The 18,856-nt window shown below is 43.9% G+C and carries 18 protein-coding genes and 1 riboswitch; of the genes, 14 read left to right on the forward strand and 4 right to left on the reverse strand.

Translation table 11 applies throughout. The features are described from left to right. Positions 1 to 26: 26 nt before the first annotated feature. On the forward strand, positions 27 to 782 hold the full coding sequence (locus tag ACFQV5_RS20675) for a tRNA threonylcarbamoyladenosine dehydratase (protein ID WP_379249543.1): 756 nt from the start codon (positions 27 to 29) through the stop codon (positions 780 to 782). Between the two features lie 134 nt (positions 783 to 916). On the opposite strand, the gene ACFQV5_RS20680 is transcribed toward ACFQV5_RS20675, so the two are convergent. Both ACFQV5_RS20680 and ACFQV5_RS20685 read right to left on the reverse strand, forming a co-directional pair. Then, a complete protein-coding gene (locus ACFQV5_RS20680; protein WP_379249545.1) occupies positions 917 to 1,615 on the reverse strand; it encodes an SRPBCC domain-containing protein in 699 nt (232 codons plus the stop codon). Further along, positions 1,602 to 1,928: a metalloregulator ArsR/SmtB family transcription factor gene (locus ACFQV5_RS20685; RefSeq protein WP_379249547.1), complete on the reverse strand. Its 327-nt coding sequence runs from the start codon at positions 1,926 to 1,928 to the stop codon at positions 1,602 to 1,604. The genes ACFQV5_RS20680 and ACFQV5_RS20685 overlap by 14 nt, the downstream gene beginning before the upstream one ends. 232 nt (positions 1,929 to 2,160) lie before the next feature. Here ACFQV5_RS20685 and ACFQV5_RS20690 point away from each other — a divergent pair, with 232 nt between their 5' ends. After that, positions 2,161 to 4,341 (forward strand): HelD family protein, encoded by a 2,181-nt coding sequence (locus ACFQV5_RS20690; protein WP_379249549.1) that lies wholly within the window; start codon positions 2,161 to 2,163, stop codon positions 4,339 to 4,341. 53 nt (positions 4,342 to 4,394) lie between these two features. Here ACFQV5_RS20690 and ACFQV5_RS20695 read toward each other — a convergent pair whose 3' ends face one another. Next, entirely contained in the window at positions 4,395 to 4,562 is a 168-nt protein-coding gene (locus tag ACFQV5_RS20695) for a hypothetical protein (RefSeq protein WP_379249551.1), read from the reverse strand. 225 nt (positions 4,563 to 4,787) lie between these two features. On the opposite strand from ACFQV5_RS20695, the gene ACFQV5_RS20700 reads away from it, so the two are divergent. From ACFQV5_RS20700 to nrdG, 6 genes are all read left to right on the forward strand, one after another. After that, complete coding sequence (locus ACFQV5_RS20700; protein WP_379251094.1) at positions 4,788 to 6,098, forward strand: replication-associated recombination protein A; 1,311 nt, start codon at positions 4,788 to 4,790, stop codon at positions 6,096 to 6,098. A gap of 36 nt (positions 6,099 to 6,134) precedes the next feature. Then, positions 6,135 to 6,536 (forward strand): fluoride efflux transporter CrcB, encoded by a 402-nt coding sequence (crcB, locus tag ACFQV5_RS20705; RefSeq protein ID WP_379249553.1) that lies wholly within the window; start codon positions 6,135 to 6,137, stop codon positions 6,534 to 6,536. After that, positions 6,533 to 6,886 carry a fluoride efflux transporter CrcB gene (gene crcB, locus ACFQV5_RS20710; RefSeq protein ID WP_379249554.1) on the forward strand — a complete coding sequence of 118 codons (354 nt, stop codon included), beginning with the start codon at positions 6,533 to 6,535 and terminating at the stop codon, positions 6,884 to 6,886. The genes crcB (ACFQV5_RS20705) and crcB (ACFQV5_RS20710) overlap by 4 nt, the downstream gene beginning before the upstream one ends. A 58-nt stretch (positions 6,887 to 6,944) precedes the next feature. Next, positions 6,945 to 7,481: a PCYCGC motif-containing (lipo)protein gene (locus ACFQV5_RS20715; protein ID WP_379249556.1), complete on the forward strand. Its 537-nt coding sequence runs from the start codon at positions 6,945 to 6,947 to the stop codon at positions 7,479 to 7,481. Positions 7,482 to 7,541: 60 nt separating this feature from the next. Then, a riboswitch (cobalamin riboswitch) is annotated at positions 7,542 to 7,710 on the forward strand. Between the two features lie 145 nt (positions 7,711 to 7,855). Then, positions 7,856 to 10,078, forward strand: coding sequence for an anaerobic ribonucleoside triphosphate reductase (locus ACFQV5_RS20720; protein WP_379249558.1), 2,223 nt, complete (start codon positions 7,856 to 7,858; stop codon positions 10,076 to 10,078). Then, positions 10,075 to 10,578, forward strand: a complete 504-nt coding sequence (gene nrdG / locus ACFQV5_RS20725) for an anaerobic ribonucleoside-triphosphate reductase activating protein (RefSeq protein ID WP_379249560.1) — start codon at positions 10,075 to 10,077, stop codon at positions 10,576 to 10,578. The genes ACFQV5_RS20720 and nrdG overlap by 4 nt, the downstream gene beginning before the upstream one ends. A 77-nt stretch (positions 10,579 to 10,655) precedes the next feature. Here the strand turns inward: nrdG and mnmA are convergent, their stop codons facing one another. Then, entirely contained in the window at positions 10,656 to 11,765 is a 1,110-nt protein-coding gene (gene mnmA, locus ACFQV5_RS20730; protein WP_379249562.1) for a tRNA 2-thiouridine(34) synthase MnmA, read from the reverse strand. 291 nt (positions 11,766 to 12,056) lie between these two features. Here mnmA and cymR point away from each other — a divergent pair, with 291 nt between their 5' ends. The 6 genes from cymR to alaS all read left to right on the forward strand — a co-directional run bounded on the left by cymR (position 12,057) and on the right by alaS (position 18,811). After that, the gene (gene cymR / locus ACFQV5_RS20735) at positions 12,057 to 12,476 is read left to right on the forward strand and encodes a cysteine metabolism transcriptional regulator CymR (protein ID WP_379249564.1); all 420 of its coding nucleotides are present in this window, start codon (positions 12,057 to 12,059) and stop codon (positions 12,474 to 12,476) included. A gap of 10 nt (positions 12,477 to 12,486) precedes the next feature. Beyond that, entirely contained in the window at positions 12,487 to 13,632 is a 1,146-nt protein-coding gene (locus ACFQV5_RS20740) for a cysteine desulfurase family protein (RefSeq protein WP_379251096.1), read from the forward strand. Positions 13,633 to 13,771: 139 nt separating this feature from the next. After that, entirely contained in the window at positions 13,772 to 14,293 is a 522-nt protein-coding gene (locus ACFQV5_RS20745) for a PRC-barrel domain-containing protein (RefSeq protein ID WP_379249566.1), read from the forward strand. Positions 14,294 to 14,307: 14 nt separating this feature from the next. Beyond that, a complete protein-coding gene (locus tag ACFQV5_RS20750) occupies positions 14,308 to 14,517 on the forward strand; it encodes a hypothetical protein (RefSeq protein WP_379249568.1) in 210 nt (69 codons plus the stop codon). 192 nt (positions 14,518 to 14,709) lie between these two features. Then, positions 14,710 to 15,768: an AI-2E family transporter gene (locus ACFQV5_RS20755; RefSeq protein ID WP_379251098.1), complete on the forward strand. Its 1,059-nt coding sequence runs from the start codon at positions 14,710 to 14,712 to the stop codon at positions 15,766 to 15,768. 415 nt (positions 15,769 to 16,183) lie between these two features. Continuing rightward, entirely contained in the window at positions 16,184 to 18,811 is a 2,628-nt protein-coding gene (gene alaS, locus ACFQV5_RS20760; RefSeq protein WP_379249570.1) for an alanine--tRNA ligase, read from the forward strand. Positions 18,812 to 18,856: the final 45 nt, after the last annotated feature.

Here is an 18,856-nt window from a genome sequence, read left to right on the forward strand (position 1 = left end):
TTCTTGCCTGTTAGGAGGTATTTAAGATGCTGCATCAGTTTTCTCGTACTGAGCTTGCTATCGGACCTGAAGGCCTTGAGGTTATGAAGAACAGTACAGTGGCCGTTCTTGGGATCGGCGGGGTAGGATCGATGGCGGTGGAGGCACTTGCCCGTACCGGAGTCGGACGTATCATCCTGATTGATAAAGATGTTGTAGATATCACAAACATAAATCGCCAGATTCATGCTTTGACAACAACAGTAGGTCAGAAGAAAGCAGATTTGATGGTTGAGCGTGTGAAACTGATCAATCCGGAATGTGAAGCGATTGCACTTAATATGTTCTACACAGATGAAACATACGAAGAATTGTTCAAATACGATCTGGATTACGTGCTCGATGCTTCGGATACGATCATTTATAAGATTCATCTGATCAAGGAATGTTTAAAACGCGGCATACCGATGATTTCCAGTATGGGAGCCGCTAACAAAATGGACCCAACTAAGTTCCAGGTAGCCGATATTTCTAAGACATCGATGGATCCAATTGCACGGGTCGTTCGTACGAAGCTTCGGAAGGAAGGTATTAAGAAGGGGGTTAAAGTTGTGTTCTCGCTTGAAGAACCAATGAAGCCCCGTCAGGATGTTACGGACAAGATCGTACCTGAAAATGCACCTGAAATTCGGAAGGCCAAACAGCCACCTGCAAGTAATGCGTTCGTACCCCCGGTTGTAGGACTGATTATGGTCAGCGTTACTGTAAAAGAATTGCTTGAAAGAGCGGGTCTTTCCTCGTAATAGCTACTAATTTATACAACTGAGAAGCTAAAGCTAGAGATGTAGGGAGCAGAGGAAATGCTCTGGATTTCTAGATGAAATGGAAAAACGCAGTGTTCGTGATCAGACGGACCTGCGTTTTTCTGTCTCAAATTTTAATAAGGTACAGGGTAAGCATCTACAAGACAGGTGACCTGTAATATTTCAAGTTTCCTTACTATTGTTATGGCAACGGTACTATGGAGGCTTTTTTCATTCAATGTTCTTTCAAATGAATCATACCCTTCAATTTCTTCCCCATCGATCTCCACTATAATATCTTCAGGTTTAATTCCAGCGACTGCAGCCACCGAACCTTTCTCCACCTTTAAAACTCTAGTACCTTTACCTTCTTCTTTTGTTGCATGTGTGATGCCAATCCATACCTTCCAAAATTTATCGCGATGATCAGTACCTGTTTCATAAACACTTTTCAGATTTTCTAAGAATTGACTTGTACCGAACAACATGTTTTCTCTTGTAGCTTGATTCATTTCACCAATAAAGGAAGACTGATATTCAATACTTACCAGAACACCATGATCAACTTTTTCTAAGGAAGTAATCGTATTAAAATCCCCATCTAGGCTCTGAAGTACAAAGCGTTTCATGGACTCTATTTCTGTAAATATACCTTCAGATGTTGCCCCCCAGCCATGATTCATATAACCTCTTCCACCGATACGAAAGTCTATCTCGGCATTTTTTGTATACCAACGGTTTAAATGCTCTGGATTAGTCAGTGCATCCCAAACTTGTTTCAGAGGCGCATGAATAATAATTTCTCTCTTTATAGAATCCTTAATCTTGTTCATCTCGAAACTCTCCTTTTTCAACATAAGTTTTTAGACTTAACAGCTGATCATCAAGTAGTTTTTCGAAGTACTGAAGCATTTCATGGTAAGCAGCTTGGAGAACGTCATAGTTTAATGAATAGATACGATACTTCCCATTCAAGCTTTCTGTAATCATTCTTTCTTCCAATAAAATATTCAAATGCTTCTTAATGGCTGGTTGAGAGATTTCAAATGCATCGACTATTTCCTTTTGGGTTTTATCTCCTTGTTGGAGCATACTTAATATACGTCGCCTAGTTGAATCACCTAATGCTCGATAAACATCTGGCATGATCATTCCCTCACTTATAACATATAACCTTAAGGTTATATATAATATAAGAACAGGCGGAAATGATGTCAAGAATTTTTTGGTAATAATAGGATGAGGCTGATCACGTAAACCACCGGCTCTTAATGTTTGTAGTATATTGGTGCGAGGTGTGCTACAATGAATATCCTTTTTGTGTCAATGACATGAATTTGGTTTACACATAAATTGATTTCTTAGGAGGTAACTGAATTTGACGGACTCTTTTCAAAGTGCCTATCAAGAAGAGAAGCAGAGACTAGAAGAAGCCATTGCAGAGATTAACAAGCAGCTTAAGCGGCTGCAGGATATTCCTGTTTATACGGGGCATGATTTTACAGAACAAGTACTCGAAGCAGGGCGCGAGGAAAGACGGCAGGCTTTGAGAAAAGGTCAGCCAGAGCCCTATTTTGGAAGATTGGATTTTCAGGAGAACGGAAAACCGGAGCCAACCCCGCTCTATATAGGAAAGGTCGGTTTTGACCGGGAAGAAGCCGGAGAGCATCCCATGGTTATCGATTGGCGGGCACCGGTAGCCAGCATGTTCTATTCCTTTACGGGGGGAAATGATCCTGCCTCATATGAAGCGCCTGAAGGAATCGTTGAAGGTCTGGTGTATTTGAAGCGAAACGTGGTTATCCGTAAGCAGATTCTTGAGCGCGTATCTGATGCGTATAATCGTGATGGCGGAGGACTTGCGGTATCAGATGAGTTCCTCGTATACCGGCTAGGAGAGAATAAAGATAACAGGCTTCGGGATATTGTATCTACGATTCAAGCGGAGCAGGATAAGATAATCCGCGCGGCCAAGAATACAGCGCTGATCATTCAAGGGGTTGCAGGAAGTGGTAAGACAACCGTCGCACTCCATCGATTGGCTTTTTTATTGTATCAATATAAAGAGCAGGTTTCTGCGGAGAAAATGATTATATTTGCGCCGAACCATATGTTCCTGGACTACATATCCGATGTACTTCCTGAACTCGGTGTGGGGGATATTCAGCAACGAACTTTTGCGGATTGGGCTTCCAATCTCTTGGATATTAATATGACGAACAGCGATACATCCGATACGCTTTCTTATTGGTTCGAGACACCGCTGGGGCAAGGGACACCAGATATCGATGACGATGTACGGGGGCGTTATAAAGGCTCTTTAAGATTGATGAAACTGATCGAGCGCTGTGTTGAATCGTTAGAAACGATCGCCTTGCCCGAGGGCGACTTCTCTCCTTGGGATGGATCAGTATTACGGCGGGAAACGATCGAAGAATGGTTCAATGAGGAATATAAACCATACCCTCTAGCTAAGCGCAAAGAGCGTGTACTTGCCAGACTGCATCGTTGGGTGGAAATGGAGCTGAAGAAGTCTCCAGCCCATCTGCTCAAGGAACGAAAGAAGAAAGCTTCACAGCGTGAGAAATCTTATTCAGGAAAGTGGCCGAAATTTGATCCACTGGTGCTGTATAAGCAGCTATTTGGTGCTTCAAAGACAAGTGTGCTATGGCCTAAGGAGCTGGAGTCCGAGATCCCAGAAGAAGTGTTGAAGCTAACCCGTAAAGATTTGAAGAACAATATTATCCGTGAAGAGGACCTGACACCTTTACTGTACTTCCACTGTCTCATGAATGAGATTACGGGAGAACAGCGGTTTGATCATATCGTCATCGATGAGGCCCAGGATTTTTCCCCATTCCAGGTTGCACTGCTTGATAAGTTCGTGAGGGGGCATTCTTTTACGATCTTAGGGGATTTATCGCAGGGGATTCATGCGTATCGCGGTATTCATGCTTGGGAAGAGATGAGCTCCCTGTTCGATGAAGAGAACAGAGCGTATTTTGCATTGACGCGAAGCTACCGCTCAACGATGGAGATTATCGAATTTGCAAATGGGATTCTTGAAAGAGGTGTAGCCAGCGACCTGCTCGCTGTACCCGTATTCCGGAGCGGAGATGCGGTAAGGCTGATACCTTATTCGGGGGCAAATAACCGTGAAGAGGATCTTCGCCGCGCGTTGCGTCATTTGATCTCCAAGGGGAATTACCGGACTGTATCCATCTTGACTCGTACACTTCGTGAAGCGGAGGAATTGCATGGATTATTGTCTGAGGAATGGCCTGAGCTTCATCTGATTGATGGAAGCAAGCAGACCTATCAAGGTGGTTTGTCTGTACTACCGGTTTATCTGTCCAAAGGGCTTGAGTTTGACGCTGTCATCGTAGCGGATGCAGATCGTGATCATTATGCTGAAAAAGCATGGGATGCCAAGATTATGTACGTTGGCTGTACCCGTGCCCTTCATGAGCTTTGGTTGCTGCATGGTGAACAGCTTCCGTCGTATGTCGTTCCGCAGCAGCCTGAAATTGCAGTTGAAGGTTGGCCGGAAGGCGTTTAAGTTTGAAATATATATATTTTCAAGTGAGTGAACAGCATACAAAAGAAATTTAGCTATTTTTGAAAGAGGCCGGTGGTGTAGACAACCATCGGCTCTTCGTTTTGTATTAGACCTAATTGTTGATAGGACTCACCTAAACTGTCTATAAATCGATAGAGTGTAATGCCAATTAATAAGACTAGTGCGATAAGGACGATAATCATCGTTGTTCGTCTTTTCATGTCGTTAATTCTCCCTGTCTTCATTTTGGATTGGTTTTATACTTAGATGGACTCTTACACATGTATGTTTGATTATTAGAACGAGTTCGTTGTCTAAAAGGTTTGGGTTTCAATAGAATTATTGCTTTTCTGGCAGTGGCGAAGTGAATATCAGATTGTGATATGATAAGTAGAGCAAATTAAGGATCATGAGCACGAACGTGATTCAGGCAAGGATGTGGAATGATGGATTTATTCTCTCTCGGTCGTGAAGAGGATCGCGATTCCCGGCTTCTGGCTGACCGGATGCGTCCTTCGAACCTCGATGAATATATTGGACAAGAACATATTATAGGGCCAGGCAAACTGCTCCGGCGCGCAATAGAAGCGGATCAGGTGTCGTCCATTTTACTATATGGTCCGCCGGGCTGTGGTAAAACAACGCTTGCTCATATTATTTCGAAGCATACACAAGGCCAATTCGTCCGACTGAATGCGGTGGAAGCTTCTGTGAAGGAAGTGCGTGAGGTGATTGAACAAGCTCATAGTAACAAATCTCTGTACGGTACCAAAACCATTCTGTTTCTAGATGAGGTACATCGGTTTAACAGCTCGCGGCAGGATGCCCTATTACCTGCAGTTGAGAAGGGCACAATCATCTTTATCGGTGCTACTACGGAAAATCCGTTTCATTATGTAAACGGGGCCCTTATGAGCCGTTCGACATTGTTTCAGTTACATCCTCTAACGAGAGAACACTCCCGAATTGCGATGCAGCGAGCGCTCCAAGACAAGGAACGAGGGCTTGGGTTTATGCAGCTACAGGTGGAGGAGGATGCTTTGGAGCACATCGCCTCCATGGCGAACGGTGATATTAGAAGGGCATTAAATGCGCTCGAATTGGCAGCATTGACAACGCCGCCGGATGCGGAAGGAACGGTCCATATTACACTGGAGGTTGCCGAAGAATCAATTCGGCGTCCAACCGTCCGGGCGGATGAATCAACCCAATATGACGTGTTATCCGCTTTTCATAAAAGTATTCGCGGCTCCAGCGATGCAGCGCTTTTTTGGTTTCTATATGCGGTTGAGAAGCTGGGGATGGATCCGATGGTATTCATTCGTCGATTAATTGCCGCCAGCAGTGAAGATATCGGTCTTGCGAATCCACAAGCGATGGTACAAGCCGTCAGCGCATTGGATGCCTACCGTCATAACGGATGGCCTGAAGCCAAGCTTAACATTGCACAGGCGATTCTTTTTGCTGTGGAAAGTCCGAAATCAAATGCCGTATATACGGCTATTTCCCGAGCAACGTCCGCTATTGAGGAGTTTACATCTGCAGAGGTTCCGCTTCACTTACGAGACACTCATTATCAAGGTGCCGCTCAATTAGGGCACAAAGGATACATGTACCCTCATGATTATCCCGGACATTATGTCAAGCAGGATTACCTGCCTAAGGAGCTTGCGCGTCGAGTGTTCTACCAGGCGACCGAGCAGGGGAACGAGGCTAAAATTTCTCATAACCAGCGCTTGCGCAGGGATAATAAATAATGAACGTTTTATGATACGGAAGTGGAAGGGAATTTTATGGGCAGAAATTTACTTTTCGTAGGTGCAGGAGGATTTATCGGAACATTATGCCGTTATGGCGTTAGTAAGATGATACCACTTCCTGATAGTGGTTTTCCGCAAGCGATTTTACTCATCAATCTGGCAGGATGCTTGTTCCTCGGATGGTTCTTGACTTACTGTTTACGTTCCACGATGATATCAGCGGAGACTCGTTTGTTTCTGGGAACCGGATTTACAGGTGCGTTTACCACATTCTCTACCTTTACGGTCGACACTGTCGAATTGTTTAGAAATGGTCAGATGCTGACGGCTTGGCTCTACGTGATGCTTAGTGTGTTCGGTGGATTGATTATGGCTTTTATTGGGGTTTCGTTAGGACGGAGAATGGGTGCAACACAAGAAGGTGAGACATCATGATCGTATGGATAGGAATAGGTGGTATCGTCGGAGCGGTTTCTCGTTACGGTATTGGGATATGGGTAGGAAAGAGAGTAGGATCTTCCTTCCCATGGGCAACGCTTCTTGTCAATTTGGTGGGTTCCCTTTTGCTGGGTATATTGGTCGGTACTGCTGAGCGTATGCCTGAAATGGTATATGGTTTATTAGGAACAGGTTTTTGCGGAGCCTTTACGACCTTTTCAACTTTTGGGTACGAAGCTATTACTTTGGCAGTGAATAAACACTATGTGCAAGCTCTGATTTATGTTATCACCTCCGTATTACTCGGGCTTGCGGGTGCTTCAATAGGAATTATGTTAACTATATAGAGCGTCTAGGTCTATCAAGGGAATACGAATTGCAGAGGTTAATGGGGAGGACAATAGTATGCAAAAACAGAAATTTGTAGTTTTAATATTATCTGTTGGTCTGCTGCTGAGCGGATGTGGCGCTGAAAAAGCTCAGGAGCCTGCCCATACGAAACAAGAATCAGAGACGGAGGCTACTCATGAACACGGCTCACAGTCTCAACTTGCGAATGGGGATATTCAGGAGATTACTGCCTCTGTTAAGGAGTTGCCAACATTTTTGAATGATAAAAGTCAAGAGCTTCGGACAATATACGCTCTTGCTGCTCAGGTTAAGGATGTGCTCCAATGGATTCCATGCTATTGTGGATGCGGTGAAAGCGCTGGTCATGAGAACAATCTGAACTGTTTCATTGATGAAGTTAAGGAAGACGGCAGTGTTGTTTGGGATGATCATGGTACGCGCTGTGGTGTTTGTCTAGATATTGCCGTAGAATCTGCGAAACTGAAAAGTGAAGGGAAAAGCCTGAGCGAAATCCGAACTTTGATCGATGAGAAGTACAAGACAGGATTTGCGAAACCTACTCCTACACCTATGCCAACCGAAGCTAATTAAAGTGCTATGATATTTGTTACAGTTAAAATCTATATATTGTTATATCTTTTGATATGACAACTACATATAGTGCTAAATGGTGATCGGATGGATCCGATCTTAAATGGGAATCCGGTGTGAATCCGGAGCGGTCCCGCCACTGTAACAGGTACTTGTGGAGAACAAGGAAGAGTTTAGCCTCTCCAAAAATGTACGGAAGCCAGATACCAGCCATTTTGACGACACTGTATTGCCTACGGTTGATAGGAAAGTGTTTCAATAGGACGGGGATCCGGTCTGATTGGATTTATACCGATTCTTTATTGAAGCATGCATTCCGCAGACTTGCGGAATCATGCTTCTTTTCATTTCGTCTTAATTATAGGAGGAAAATAATGAAGGTAATTAAAAGAGATGGTACTCAGGTAGAGTTTGAAGTTAAGAGAATTATTAGTGCAGTGGATAAAGCTTTTGCGGCTGCGGAAGGAAAGGTTCAGCCTGATGCTTCAACCCAGATTGGTGAAATGGTGAAAGCCGAAATAGCGAGTGTGAATCAAATTTCGGTAGAAGAAATACAAGATCTTGTTATTCAGTACCTAAAGAAGATCGGATTTGAAAGCACTGCTAAAGCATATAAAGAATACCGTGAGGCCCGGGACCTGGAAAGAATGAAGCGCGGTGAACTGTATAAAATTAGTAACGATGTGATTGGTACGAAAGATATGGACCTGCTCAGGGAAAATGCCAACTTGAACGGAGAATCCTTTAGTGGCAAAATGAGCCGAATCGGTTCGGAATACGCGAAATGGATGGCTAAATCATTCGTACTACCGACTGAACTGAATGAGGCTGTAAAAAACGGATATGTATATGTGCATGATTTAGATCAATATGCATTAGGGACCACCAACTGTATCTTTATTCCGTTTGACCGGTTGCTTGCTAACGGATTTAACACCGGAAATGGTTCCGTGCGTTCACCACAGAGTATCATGACTGCCATGGCTCTTGTCGCGATTATATTCCAGTCCCAACAGAACAGCCAATTCGGCGGGGTATCCGCTAATAAGATTGATTGGGACTTGGCACCGTATGTAGGCCGATCTTTCCGTAAACATTTTAGAAAAGGGCTGACCTATCTGGGTGAAGTGGATCAGGATCAAACGTATGAGTTTTCAGAAGAAGAATTGGTGATGGATAATAAGCAGCTTCGAGAACAATTTCCACGTACTTATGATTTCGCCTATGAAGAAACTGTAAACGAAACGAATCAGGCTGCAGAATCTTTAATCCATAATTTAAATACGATGAGTAGCCGAGCAGGGGGGCAAATTCCGTTTACATCGTTAAATTACGGAATGTGTACTTCTTCGGAAGGGCGCTTGGTTTCTCATGCGTTGCTTAATGCAACGATGAAAGGGCTAGGCCGCGGGGAAACACCGATCTTTCCACAGCATATTTTCCAGTGCAAACATGGCGTCAATCAATCGCAAGGTGATCCTAACTATGATTTGTTTCTTAAAGCAATTGAGTGCTCTAGTCGCCGGTTATACCCGAACTTCGTCAATGTGGATGCATCATTCAATCTTCCCTATTATGATCCCGAAGACCCTGACACCATTATTGCAACGATGGGATGCCGTACACGTACGATCTCAGATCGTTTTGGCAGAAATCGGCTGAGCGGAAAAGGAAATCTGTCCTTTAACACGATTAATCTGGTGCGGCTTGGAATTGAAAATGGTATCGCGACTCATCAGCGGCAAGAACCAGATTTGAAAGGTTTTTATGAAAACCTCGACCAGTATATGAGAATCGCAGTAGAAGGTCTGGTCCATCGTTATGGAATTCAAGCCAAGCAACCCGCTAAAGCTTCTGATTTTATGATGCGTGAAGGCGTATGGGAGGGCGGAGAGAAACTGGCACCGGACGATGAGGTAGCAGATCTCTTGAAGCATGGTTCGCTCGCGCTTGGTTTTATTGGACTTGCAGAATGTTTGAAAGCTTTAACAGGATACCATCATGGAGAAGACGAAAATTCAAGAGCACTGGGCTTTGAAATCATTAGCCGCATGCGTGCTTATTGCGATGAGATGAGTGAGTTATACAATTTGAACATTACGCTCTTTGCAACACCTGCAGAAGGTCTATCCGGAAAATTCACGAAAATAGACCAACGCACTTATGGTTGTATTCCAGGCGTAACGGACAGAGAGTATTACACAAATTCATTCCACATTCCGGTGTATCATCCTGTAGCTGCTTTTCAGAAAATTGGATGGGAAGCACCATTTCACAGTCTTTGTAATGCAGGTGCCATATCGTATGTAGAGCTGGATGGAAATGCCCGTCAAAATACAGCTGCATTCCAGAGTATTGTTCAGTACGCGCTTAAACAGGACATGGGTTATTTCTCGGTCAACCATCCATTAGACCGCTGTCCAGTGTGTGACTATGAAGGCATTATTGGGACATCTTGCCCTGAGTGTGGAGTGGATGAGGAGACGGTCATTTTTCAACGCTTGCGCAGAGTAACTGGTTATTTAACCGGCAACTATACAGAACGTTTCAATTCTGCTAAGCAGGCGGAAGTCAAAGATCGGGTTAAACATCGATGAATCTATGCGGGTTTATTCCAGAAAGTATTAATGAAGGCAAGGGTGTTCGAGCAGTATTGTTCATCAGCGGTTGCCGGCATGCGTGTCCAGGTTGTTTTAATAAGGAATCTTGGGATTTTGAAGCAGGAGAACCTTTCACGAATGAACTGAAAACACAAATACTGCAGGAAATTGCCAATAATCCGTTAATTGATGGAGTTACGTTATGTGGAGGCGATCCTTTCTTCTCTGCGGAGGAATGTGCTCTCTTTGTATCGGAATTTAGGGCATGCTGTCCGGATAAGAATGTATGGGCCTATACCGGATACACCTTTGAAGCTCTAATGAGGCAGCCGAAGCTCAGAGAGCTCGCGCTGATGTGTGATGTCATCGTTGATGGTCGGTTTAACGAGCAGGAGAAAGATACATCTTTGCCTTTTAGAGGCAGTCGGAATCAGAGAATCGTCGATGTTGCTCTTAGTGTAGAAAAAAATTGCGTCATTGAAGTCGATCTATCTTAACGCGATAACTAAAAAGGCATGGCCCTCAAGCTCGGCGGAGCTGAAAGGGTCATGCCTTTTTATATCAGAGATATTGTTTAATACGGTACTTTCTCCGCATATTCAATCGTTCCGCCGCCAAGACATTCTTCGCCTTGGTAGAACACAACGGCTTGTCCTGGAGTAATGGCTTTCTGTGGATTGTTAAATGCCACATGAACAGTTCCATCTTCTCTAGGAGTGACTGTAACTTGCTGATCCGGTTGACGGTAGCGGAATTTTGCTGTGCAAGTAAAGGAATCATTGGGCATAGCTTCCTTACCTACAATCCAGTTGATCCCGGAGGCGATCAAGCCAGTGGAGTACAGGCTTGGATGATCTCCTTGTACGACATATAGAATGTTTTTTTGCAAATCTTTGTCCGCAACAAACCAAGGTTCGCCGGAACCAGATCCACCAATGCCGAGTCCTTGACGCTGTCCAAGGGTATAATACATGAGACCGTCATGGCGACCTTTGACTTCACCTGTTACAACATCGACCATATCTCCGCCTTGGGCAGGCAGGTATTGGCTCAGGAATTCTTTGAAATTCCGTTCACCGATGAAACATACACCGGTGCTGTCTTTTTTCTTGGCCGTATAAAGGCCGGCTTCTTCGGCCAGACGACGAACTTCCGGTTTAGGAAGGTGCCCGATCGGGAACATTGCTTTTGAAAGCTGTTCTTGATTCAGTGCGTTCAGGAAGTAGGTTTGATCTTTGTTATTGTCCACTCCACGAAGGAGGTGCAGTTTACCATCTTCCTCAATGACACGAGCGTAGTGCCCTGTTGCAACATAATCTGCTCCGAGATCCAGAGCCTTGTTTAAGAATTCACCGAACTTAATTTCCCGGTTACACATGACATCTGGATTTGGTGTTCTTCCGGCCTTATATTCATCAAGAAAATAGGAAAATACTTTATCAAAGTATTCCTTTTCGAAATTGACGGTATAGTAGGGAATATCGAGCTGTTCACATACACGGCGGACATCTTCAGCGTCCTCTTCAGCAGTGCAGTAACCGAGTTCATCGGTGTCGTCCCAGTTCTTCATAAAGATCCCGATCACATCATACCCCTGCTGCTTGAGCAGCAGTGCTGTTACGGAGGAATCGACGCCTCCTGACATGCCGACAACGATACGGGTGCTTTGTTTATCTTTTGACATCGTTATCACCATTTTCGTATTGATTTGTGCCCATGGAGGTATTTTATCACAACCTGGCATACTTCACACGCCTTGGTTTTGTCCACTCCTGGTGAACATTTTTTTAAAATAGGTGTGTATTATTACCCATAGGGGCTGTGGTTATGTTACCATATACAAAGGGCATTGATCGGAATAGGGAGAATATGCTGCTTTTCCTTATGATTCCGGCGATTAGCGCCTTATTTCCGCCTCAAACCAACAAATCAGATGAGAAATGTTATATATAAAATTTCGAGAGAGGTGTCCCCTTTGAAGATTTCAACTAAAGGAAGATATGGATTGACGATTATGATGGAGCTTGCCTCCAGATTTGGTGAAGGACCTACTTCACTCAAAAGCATAGCTGAGAAAAATCAGTTATCTGAGCACTACCTTGAGCAATTGATTGCGCCACTTAGAAATGCAGGTCTTGTGAAGAGTATTCGTGGTGCTTACGGTGGATATATCTTGTCACGTGAGCCTGTAAGTATTACAGCAGGAGATGTTATCCGTGTTCTGGAAGGACCAATTTCTCCAGTCGATTTTACGGAAGAGGACGATCCTGCTAAACGTGATCTATGGCTGCGAATACGGGATAGTATTGCTGAAGTACTCGATTCCACCACACTTGATAATCTGATCAACTACCAAGAACAGTCCGCAGCGGACAATTACATGTTCTATATTTAAGGTGATAATGATGACATCGATATATTTGGACCACGCGGCTTCAACTCCGGTTCATCCGGAAGTAGCAGAAGAGATGTTACGGGTTATGACAAGTCAGTATGGCAATGCTTCAAGCGTTCATTCCTATGGCCGAGAAGCTAAGAAGATGGTGAGTGGAGCGCGGGATAAAATTGCGACCCTATTGGGGTGTTTGCCAGATGAAGTGGTGTTCACCGCTGGCGGAACAGAGAGTGATAATTTGGCAATCTTCGGAACACTCGAAGCGCTTGGACTTCAAGGTAAACATGTGATCACTTCTGCAATTGAACATCACGCGGTACTTCATACCTGTGAAGAACTTGAGAAGAGAGGCTGTGAGGTCACTTATTTGCCAGTAGACAGTATGGGTCGTATCTCTTTAGATGAGATTGCAAATGCAATTGGAGATAACACTGTTCTGATCACCGTGATGTTTGGCAATAATGAAATAGGCACCGTGCAGCCAATCCGAGAGATTGGCGAGCTTGCCCGTAGTAAAGGGATTGTTTTTCATACCGATGCTGTTCAGGCACTTGGTTCTGAGCACATTTCCTGTAAGGAATTCCCGGTGGACCTTTGGAGCTTTTCTTCTCATAAGATTAACGGTCCTCAAGGTATAGGGATGCTTGTTGTGAAACGGGGGCAATCTTTATATCCCCGTTTGTTTGGAGGATTACAGGAGAAGAAGCGACGGGCAGGAACTGAAAATATTGCCGGAATCGTTGGCTTTGCTAAAGCTGTACAATTGGCTGTTGAAGGACTAGATGAACGAAGAGCACATTATTTTATGCTTCGAGAGACGTTTGTTCAAAGTCTTGTTCATGAAATCGGACAAGACGCTTTTGTGATAAATGGACACCCCGATTATTTCATGCCCCATATTATAAATATCAGCTTTCCTGGAGTAAGTACGGAAACGATGTTAATGAACCTCGATATGGAAGGAATCGCAGCTGCCAGCGGCTCAGCTTGTACCTCAGGATCACTGGAAATTTCGCATGTTCTCAAGGCAATGAATCTTTCTGAAAAACTTTTACGTTCAGCGATTCGTTTTAGTTTTGGTTTGGGTAATACTAGTCAAGAAATGGAGTATACTGCCCGAAAAATTGGAACCATCCTTAATCGCTTGCGTAAATAAAAATTAAGGGATTTCTCTTGATATGGATTAGGGGGTATGATTTCTTCCATTTCATCCTTTGAAAACACCCAAGGTCACATAACATATGCTGACCTAGTTGTTTTCTAAATCTTTAAGGATGGGGAGGTGTCCAAGTATCATGAAGCTTCAAGAAATGATTGGACTGGCTGTATTCGACGTGGAGAATGGCAAGGAAATTGGCAAAATCCACGATTTTATACTAGATGAAAATTGGTTGATAATCGGGCTCGAAATCGAAGGTAAAGCTCTTTTTTCTTCTCATGTGAAAACCGTATCATGGGAAGATATTGAGGCCTACGGGGAAGATGCAGTAATGATCCGGAGTGTAGAGGCTGTACAGAAAACGGACCCTGACAATATACCATTTACGTACCTTTTGGGACGACGGAAATTGAAAGAAATGCAAGTGATCACGGAGGACGGTATTATGCTCGGACGGATCTCCGATGTTTATTTTGAGCAAGAAAAGGGCAATACAATACTAGGATTGGAAATTTCCGACGGTTTTGTATCAGATTTATTAGAAGGTCGCAAATGGCTACCTTGTACAACGGAAATGGCGATCGGAGAGAGTGCTGTTATGGTACCTCCCATGAGCGAACAGCGTCTAGAAAAAGCCATTAATTCTGTGAACGGATAGGGTGAAAATAGAATATGAAATGTCCAAATTGTAGTTCGAAAGATATTGGGAAAATCGGTTCTCATCAATTTTACTGTTGGGGATGCTTTATTGAACTGACGGTCAATGGTGAGAAGATGTCTGTCTACCAGGTTGAGGAAGACGGTACACTTAGCTCGCTGGATGATTTGTTTTTCGGTGAAGAATTCCAGCAGGATTTCCCTCCTATGCACGCATCCACTTAATTTTTGCGTACATAGATATGTATTCACAAAAGGCTCACAATTTCAGTCTTTATGGCTGAAAGGTGAGTCTTTTATTGTTGTTTGAATCAACGGAAACTGATGTCATCCAAGAATGTAAGATTAATTTATTGAGCTCGTACATATACTTACAGGGTAAGCTAGTCCGAAAGGAGAGAATGCCCTGTGGAACAGATGACAGCAAATAAGTGGTTCCGTTTCATGATATGGCTAATACTCGGACTTATTGCCCTCTATTTTGTGTGGTTATTAAGGCCATTATTTCTGGATGTGTATCGCTTCTTGAAAGCCATTCTTGCCCCGTTTCTGGTGGCTATGATCATATCTTATGTGTTGAACCCTATTGTATGCATGCTGTCTGACCGTAAAGTTCCTAGAAGCATTGCGGTGCTTCTCATATATGCCGTCTTTTTAACTTGTCTTGCCGTTATCCTGATCAATATGATTCCAATGCTGATTCGTCAGCTTGAGGAGCTAAATGAACATCTGCCTGAATTTACAGTGCAGGCCCAAAGTTTGATGACCAATCTTGACAGTAAATTGTTGCCCTCAGGTGTTCGAACGGGAATGAACAGCTGGCTCTATACTTTGGAAACGCGTCTGGCAAATGGGATATCCGGTCTTATGGATCATATTGGAACAGCAATTAATATGTTGTTTAATGTGTTTATTGTTCCTTTTTTGATCTTTTACATATTAAAAGATTTCGAAGTGTTTCAGCGTACTGCAGTGTCGCATCTGCCCCGTAACCGAAGAAAAGCCATCGTTGCCCTGCTAAAAGAGATTGATACTGCCCTTGGAAATTATATACGTGGTCAATTTCTAGTCTGTTTGATCATTGGGGTGTTCGCATATATCGGATATGTATTAATCGGGATGCCTTATGCTCTACTGCTGGCAAGTGTTGTGGCAGTCTTTAATATTGTGCCTTATATAGGTCCGTTTCTGGGGGCTGCTCCTGCACTTCTAATGGCCACGACGATCTCTTGGAAAATGGTGCTGTTTGTCGGATTGGTCAATCTAGTCTGCCAGTTGCTTGAGAGTAATGTTATCTCACCTCAAGTGGTAGGCAGAAAACTGCATTTGCATCCGCTGCTAATCATATTTGCCTTGTTAGTTGGGGGACAACTGGCAGGGACGGTCGGGCTCATTTTGGCAGTTCCTGTTTTCGCCGTTCTCAAAGTATTGCTTCAGCATTTTTTTACTTATTATGTGAGACGTAAAAGCGGCTGATTTGTATCATTCCGTCACGCATTGACAGATAGTTTAGGCATAGATATACTTGAAAATATTAAAGTCTATATGAATTGAAATCGATGAGGAAATAAAGTAGGCTGGTGCTCCTTTCCCAGAGAACAGGTTCCTTCGGAAATGAACTTCCGGATGGCTGCGAGAACCTGAAAGTGTCGCGAGTTGAAAGCTGATTTCCGAGTGTGAGACAAACTCACCGGGTGGTCCCCGTTATGAAACCGATACAAGGCGATCGCTTTATGAATCGAAGGACGATGTACTTTACGTTCCAGATCCCATACGGCTGATAACCAGGGTGGTACCGCGAGACAATCGTCCCTGATATATTCAGGGGCTTTTTTGTGTTCGGACTGGAATCAATGGGGCCGAAACGATATTGAAATTGGAGGCTATAATCATGAAAGCTAGTGAAATCCGTTCTAAATGGTTAGAGTTTTTTGCAGAAAAAGGCCATAAAATCGAACCTAGTGCTTCTCTCGTTCCTCACAATGATCCGTCGCTATTGTGGATTAATGCGGGTATGGCACCACTTAAGGCATATTTTGATGGACGTGTGAAGCCTGATAATCCACGCCTTGCGAACTCCCAAAAATGTATTCGTACGAACGATATTGAAAATGTCGGAAAAACGCGTCGTCACCACACATTTTTCGAAATGCTCGGAAACTTCTCTATCGGAGATTACTTCAAAGAAGAAGTTATTACCTGGGCATGGGAGTTCTTGACAGACAAGAAATGGATCGGATTTGACCCAGAGCGTCTGTCGGTGACTGTGTATCCTGAAGATGAGGAAGCTTTCAAGCTGTGGAATGAAAAAATCGGTTTGCCAGAAAGCCGCATTATTAAGCTGGAAGATAACTTTTGGGATATTGGCGAAGGCCCTTGTGGACCATGTACGGAAATTTTCTATGACCGAGGCGAAGCTTATGGAAATGACCCGTCTGATCCTGAATTGTATCCTGGTGGAGAGAATGAGCGTTACTTAGAGGTATGGAACCTTGTGTTCTCCCAATTTAATCATAATAAGGATGGCAGCTATACGCCGCTTCCGAATAAGAACATTGATACAGGAGCTGGACTTGAACGTTTCGCTTCGATTTTGCAGAATGTGGATTCGAACTTCGACACGGATTTGTTCCAACCTTTGATTCAGGAAACGGCTGCGCTCGCTAACGTTAAATATAACGATAAGCCGGAATATGATGTAGCACTCAAAGTAATTGCGGACCATATTCGTACAGTTGTTTTTGCTGTAGGAGATGGTGTACTGCCTTCTAATGAAGGACGCGGTTATGTTATTCGTCGTTTGCTTCGCCGCGCAGTTCGTTACGGTAAGATACTTGGCCTCGATAAACCGTTTATGTACACATTAACGAAGACCGTTGGGGACATCATGGGTGTATATTATCCAGAAGTGTTGGAAAAACGTGAATTCATTGAAAAAGTTATCGCTACAGAGGAAGAACAGTTCCACAAGACGCTGTCTGATGGATTGAATATTCTCGCGGATATTAGTGCTCAGGCCAAAGAACAAGGCAAGACCCAAATCAGCGGAAACGATGCATTTAAATTATATGATACGTATGGATTCCCGCTTGATTTGACTGAAGACTACGCTTCAGAGCATGGTCTTTCCGTTGACCGTGAAGGCTTTGATATCGCTATGAAGGAACAGCGTGACCGCGCTCGTGCAGCCCGCCAAGATACAGAAAGCATGAAAGTACAGGGCGGTGTACTCTCTGATTACACGGTTAAAACTGAATTTGTTGGTTATAATGACATCGTTAAACAATCCAAAGTATTGGCTATTGTCGTGGATGGACAATTTGTAGATCATGTTGGCGAAGGTCAGACATGCCAGGTGATATTGGATTCAACACCATTCTATGCTGAGAGCGGTGGACAGGTAAGTGACCAGGGTGTGCTTGAGAGCAACTCTGTACTTGCTAGAGTAGAAGGATTGTTCAAAGCACCTCATGGACAACATGTTCATCTTGTAACGGTGGAGTCCGGCGAATTGAAAGTGAACGATATTGTCAAATCGGAAGTTGACCGTGAAAAGCGTCTTGATATCATCAAAAACCATACGGCAACTCACCTTCTCCATAAGGCACTGAAGGAAGTCCTTGGTGAGCATGTTAATCAGGCAGGTTCCCTTGTTGAACCGCAGCGTTTACGCTTTGACTTTTCTCATTTTGGTAGTATTTCTCCAGAAGAACTGTCTCAGATTGAGCAACGTGTTAACGAGCAAATTTGGAAAGGTACGGCAGTTGTTATTGAGAACAAGTCGATTGATGAAGCTAAAGCGATGGGGGCAATGGCCCTGTTTGGTGAAAAATATGGAGATATCGTAAGAGTTGTTCAAGTGGGCGATTACAGCCTCGAACTTTGCGGTGGCTGCCATGTAGACAACACTTCACAGATTGGTATCTTTAAACTTCTGGGCGAAAGCGGAATTGGTTCCGGTGTACGCCGGATTGAAGCCGTGACAGGCCGTTTTGCATATGAATTTTTGGAAGGTCAGCTAGATCTGCTAAGACAATCAGCTGGACTACTCAAGAGCAACTTGAACGATGTACCTAAACGGATTGAAGCACTGAACCAACAGGTTAAAGAGCTTGGCCGCGTGAATGAATCACTGCAAGGAAAGCTAAGTGCGATAGAAGCAGGTCAACTTACAGACCAGGTTGTTACAGCTGGAAATACTCAGCTCCTGGCTGCAGAGGTACAAGCAAGCAGCATGGACGCTCTTCGTACCATTGCTGATGAGTTGAAAGGCAAGCTTCCAGAGGCTGTGATTGTCCTTGGAGCCGTGTCTGGGGACAAAGTGAATTTTGTTGTTGCTGTACCGCAGGAACTTGTGAAAAAAGGGCTTCATGCGGGTAAATTAGTTAAAGAAGTAGCAGCTGTTTGCGGTGGCGGCGGTGGTGGTCGTCCGGATATGGCGCAGGCTGGCGGTAAGGATCCTTCCAAAATCAAGGAGGCTCTGAAACGCGCTGAAGAGCTAGTTTCACAAAACGTATAAGTTTTGCCTATAATTTTTCACTTCAGATTTCCTTACCGGTTGAGG

The sequence above is a fragment of the Paenibacillus sp. GCM10028914 genome (assembly GCF_042666275.1).
Taxonomy (GTDB): domain Bacteria; phylum Bacillota; class Bacilli; order Paenibacillales; family Paenibacillaceae; genus Paenibacillus_AQ.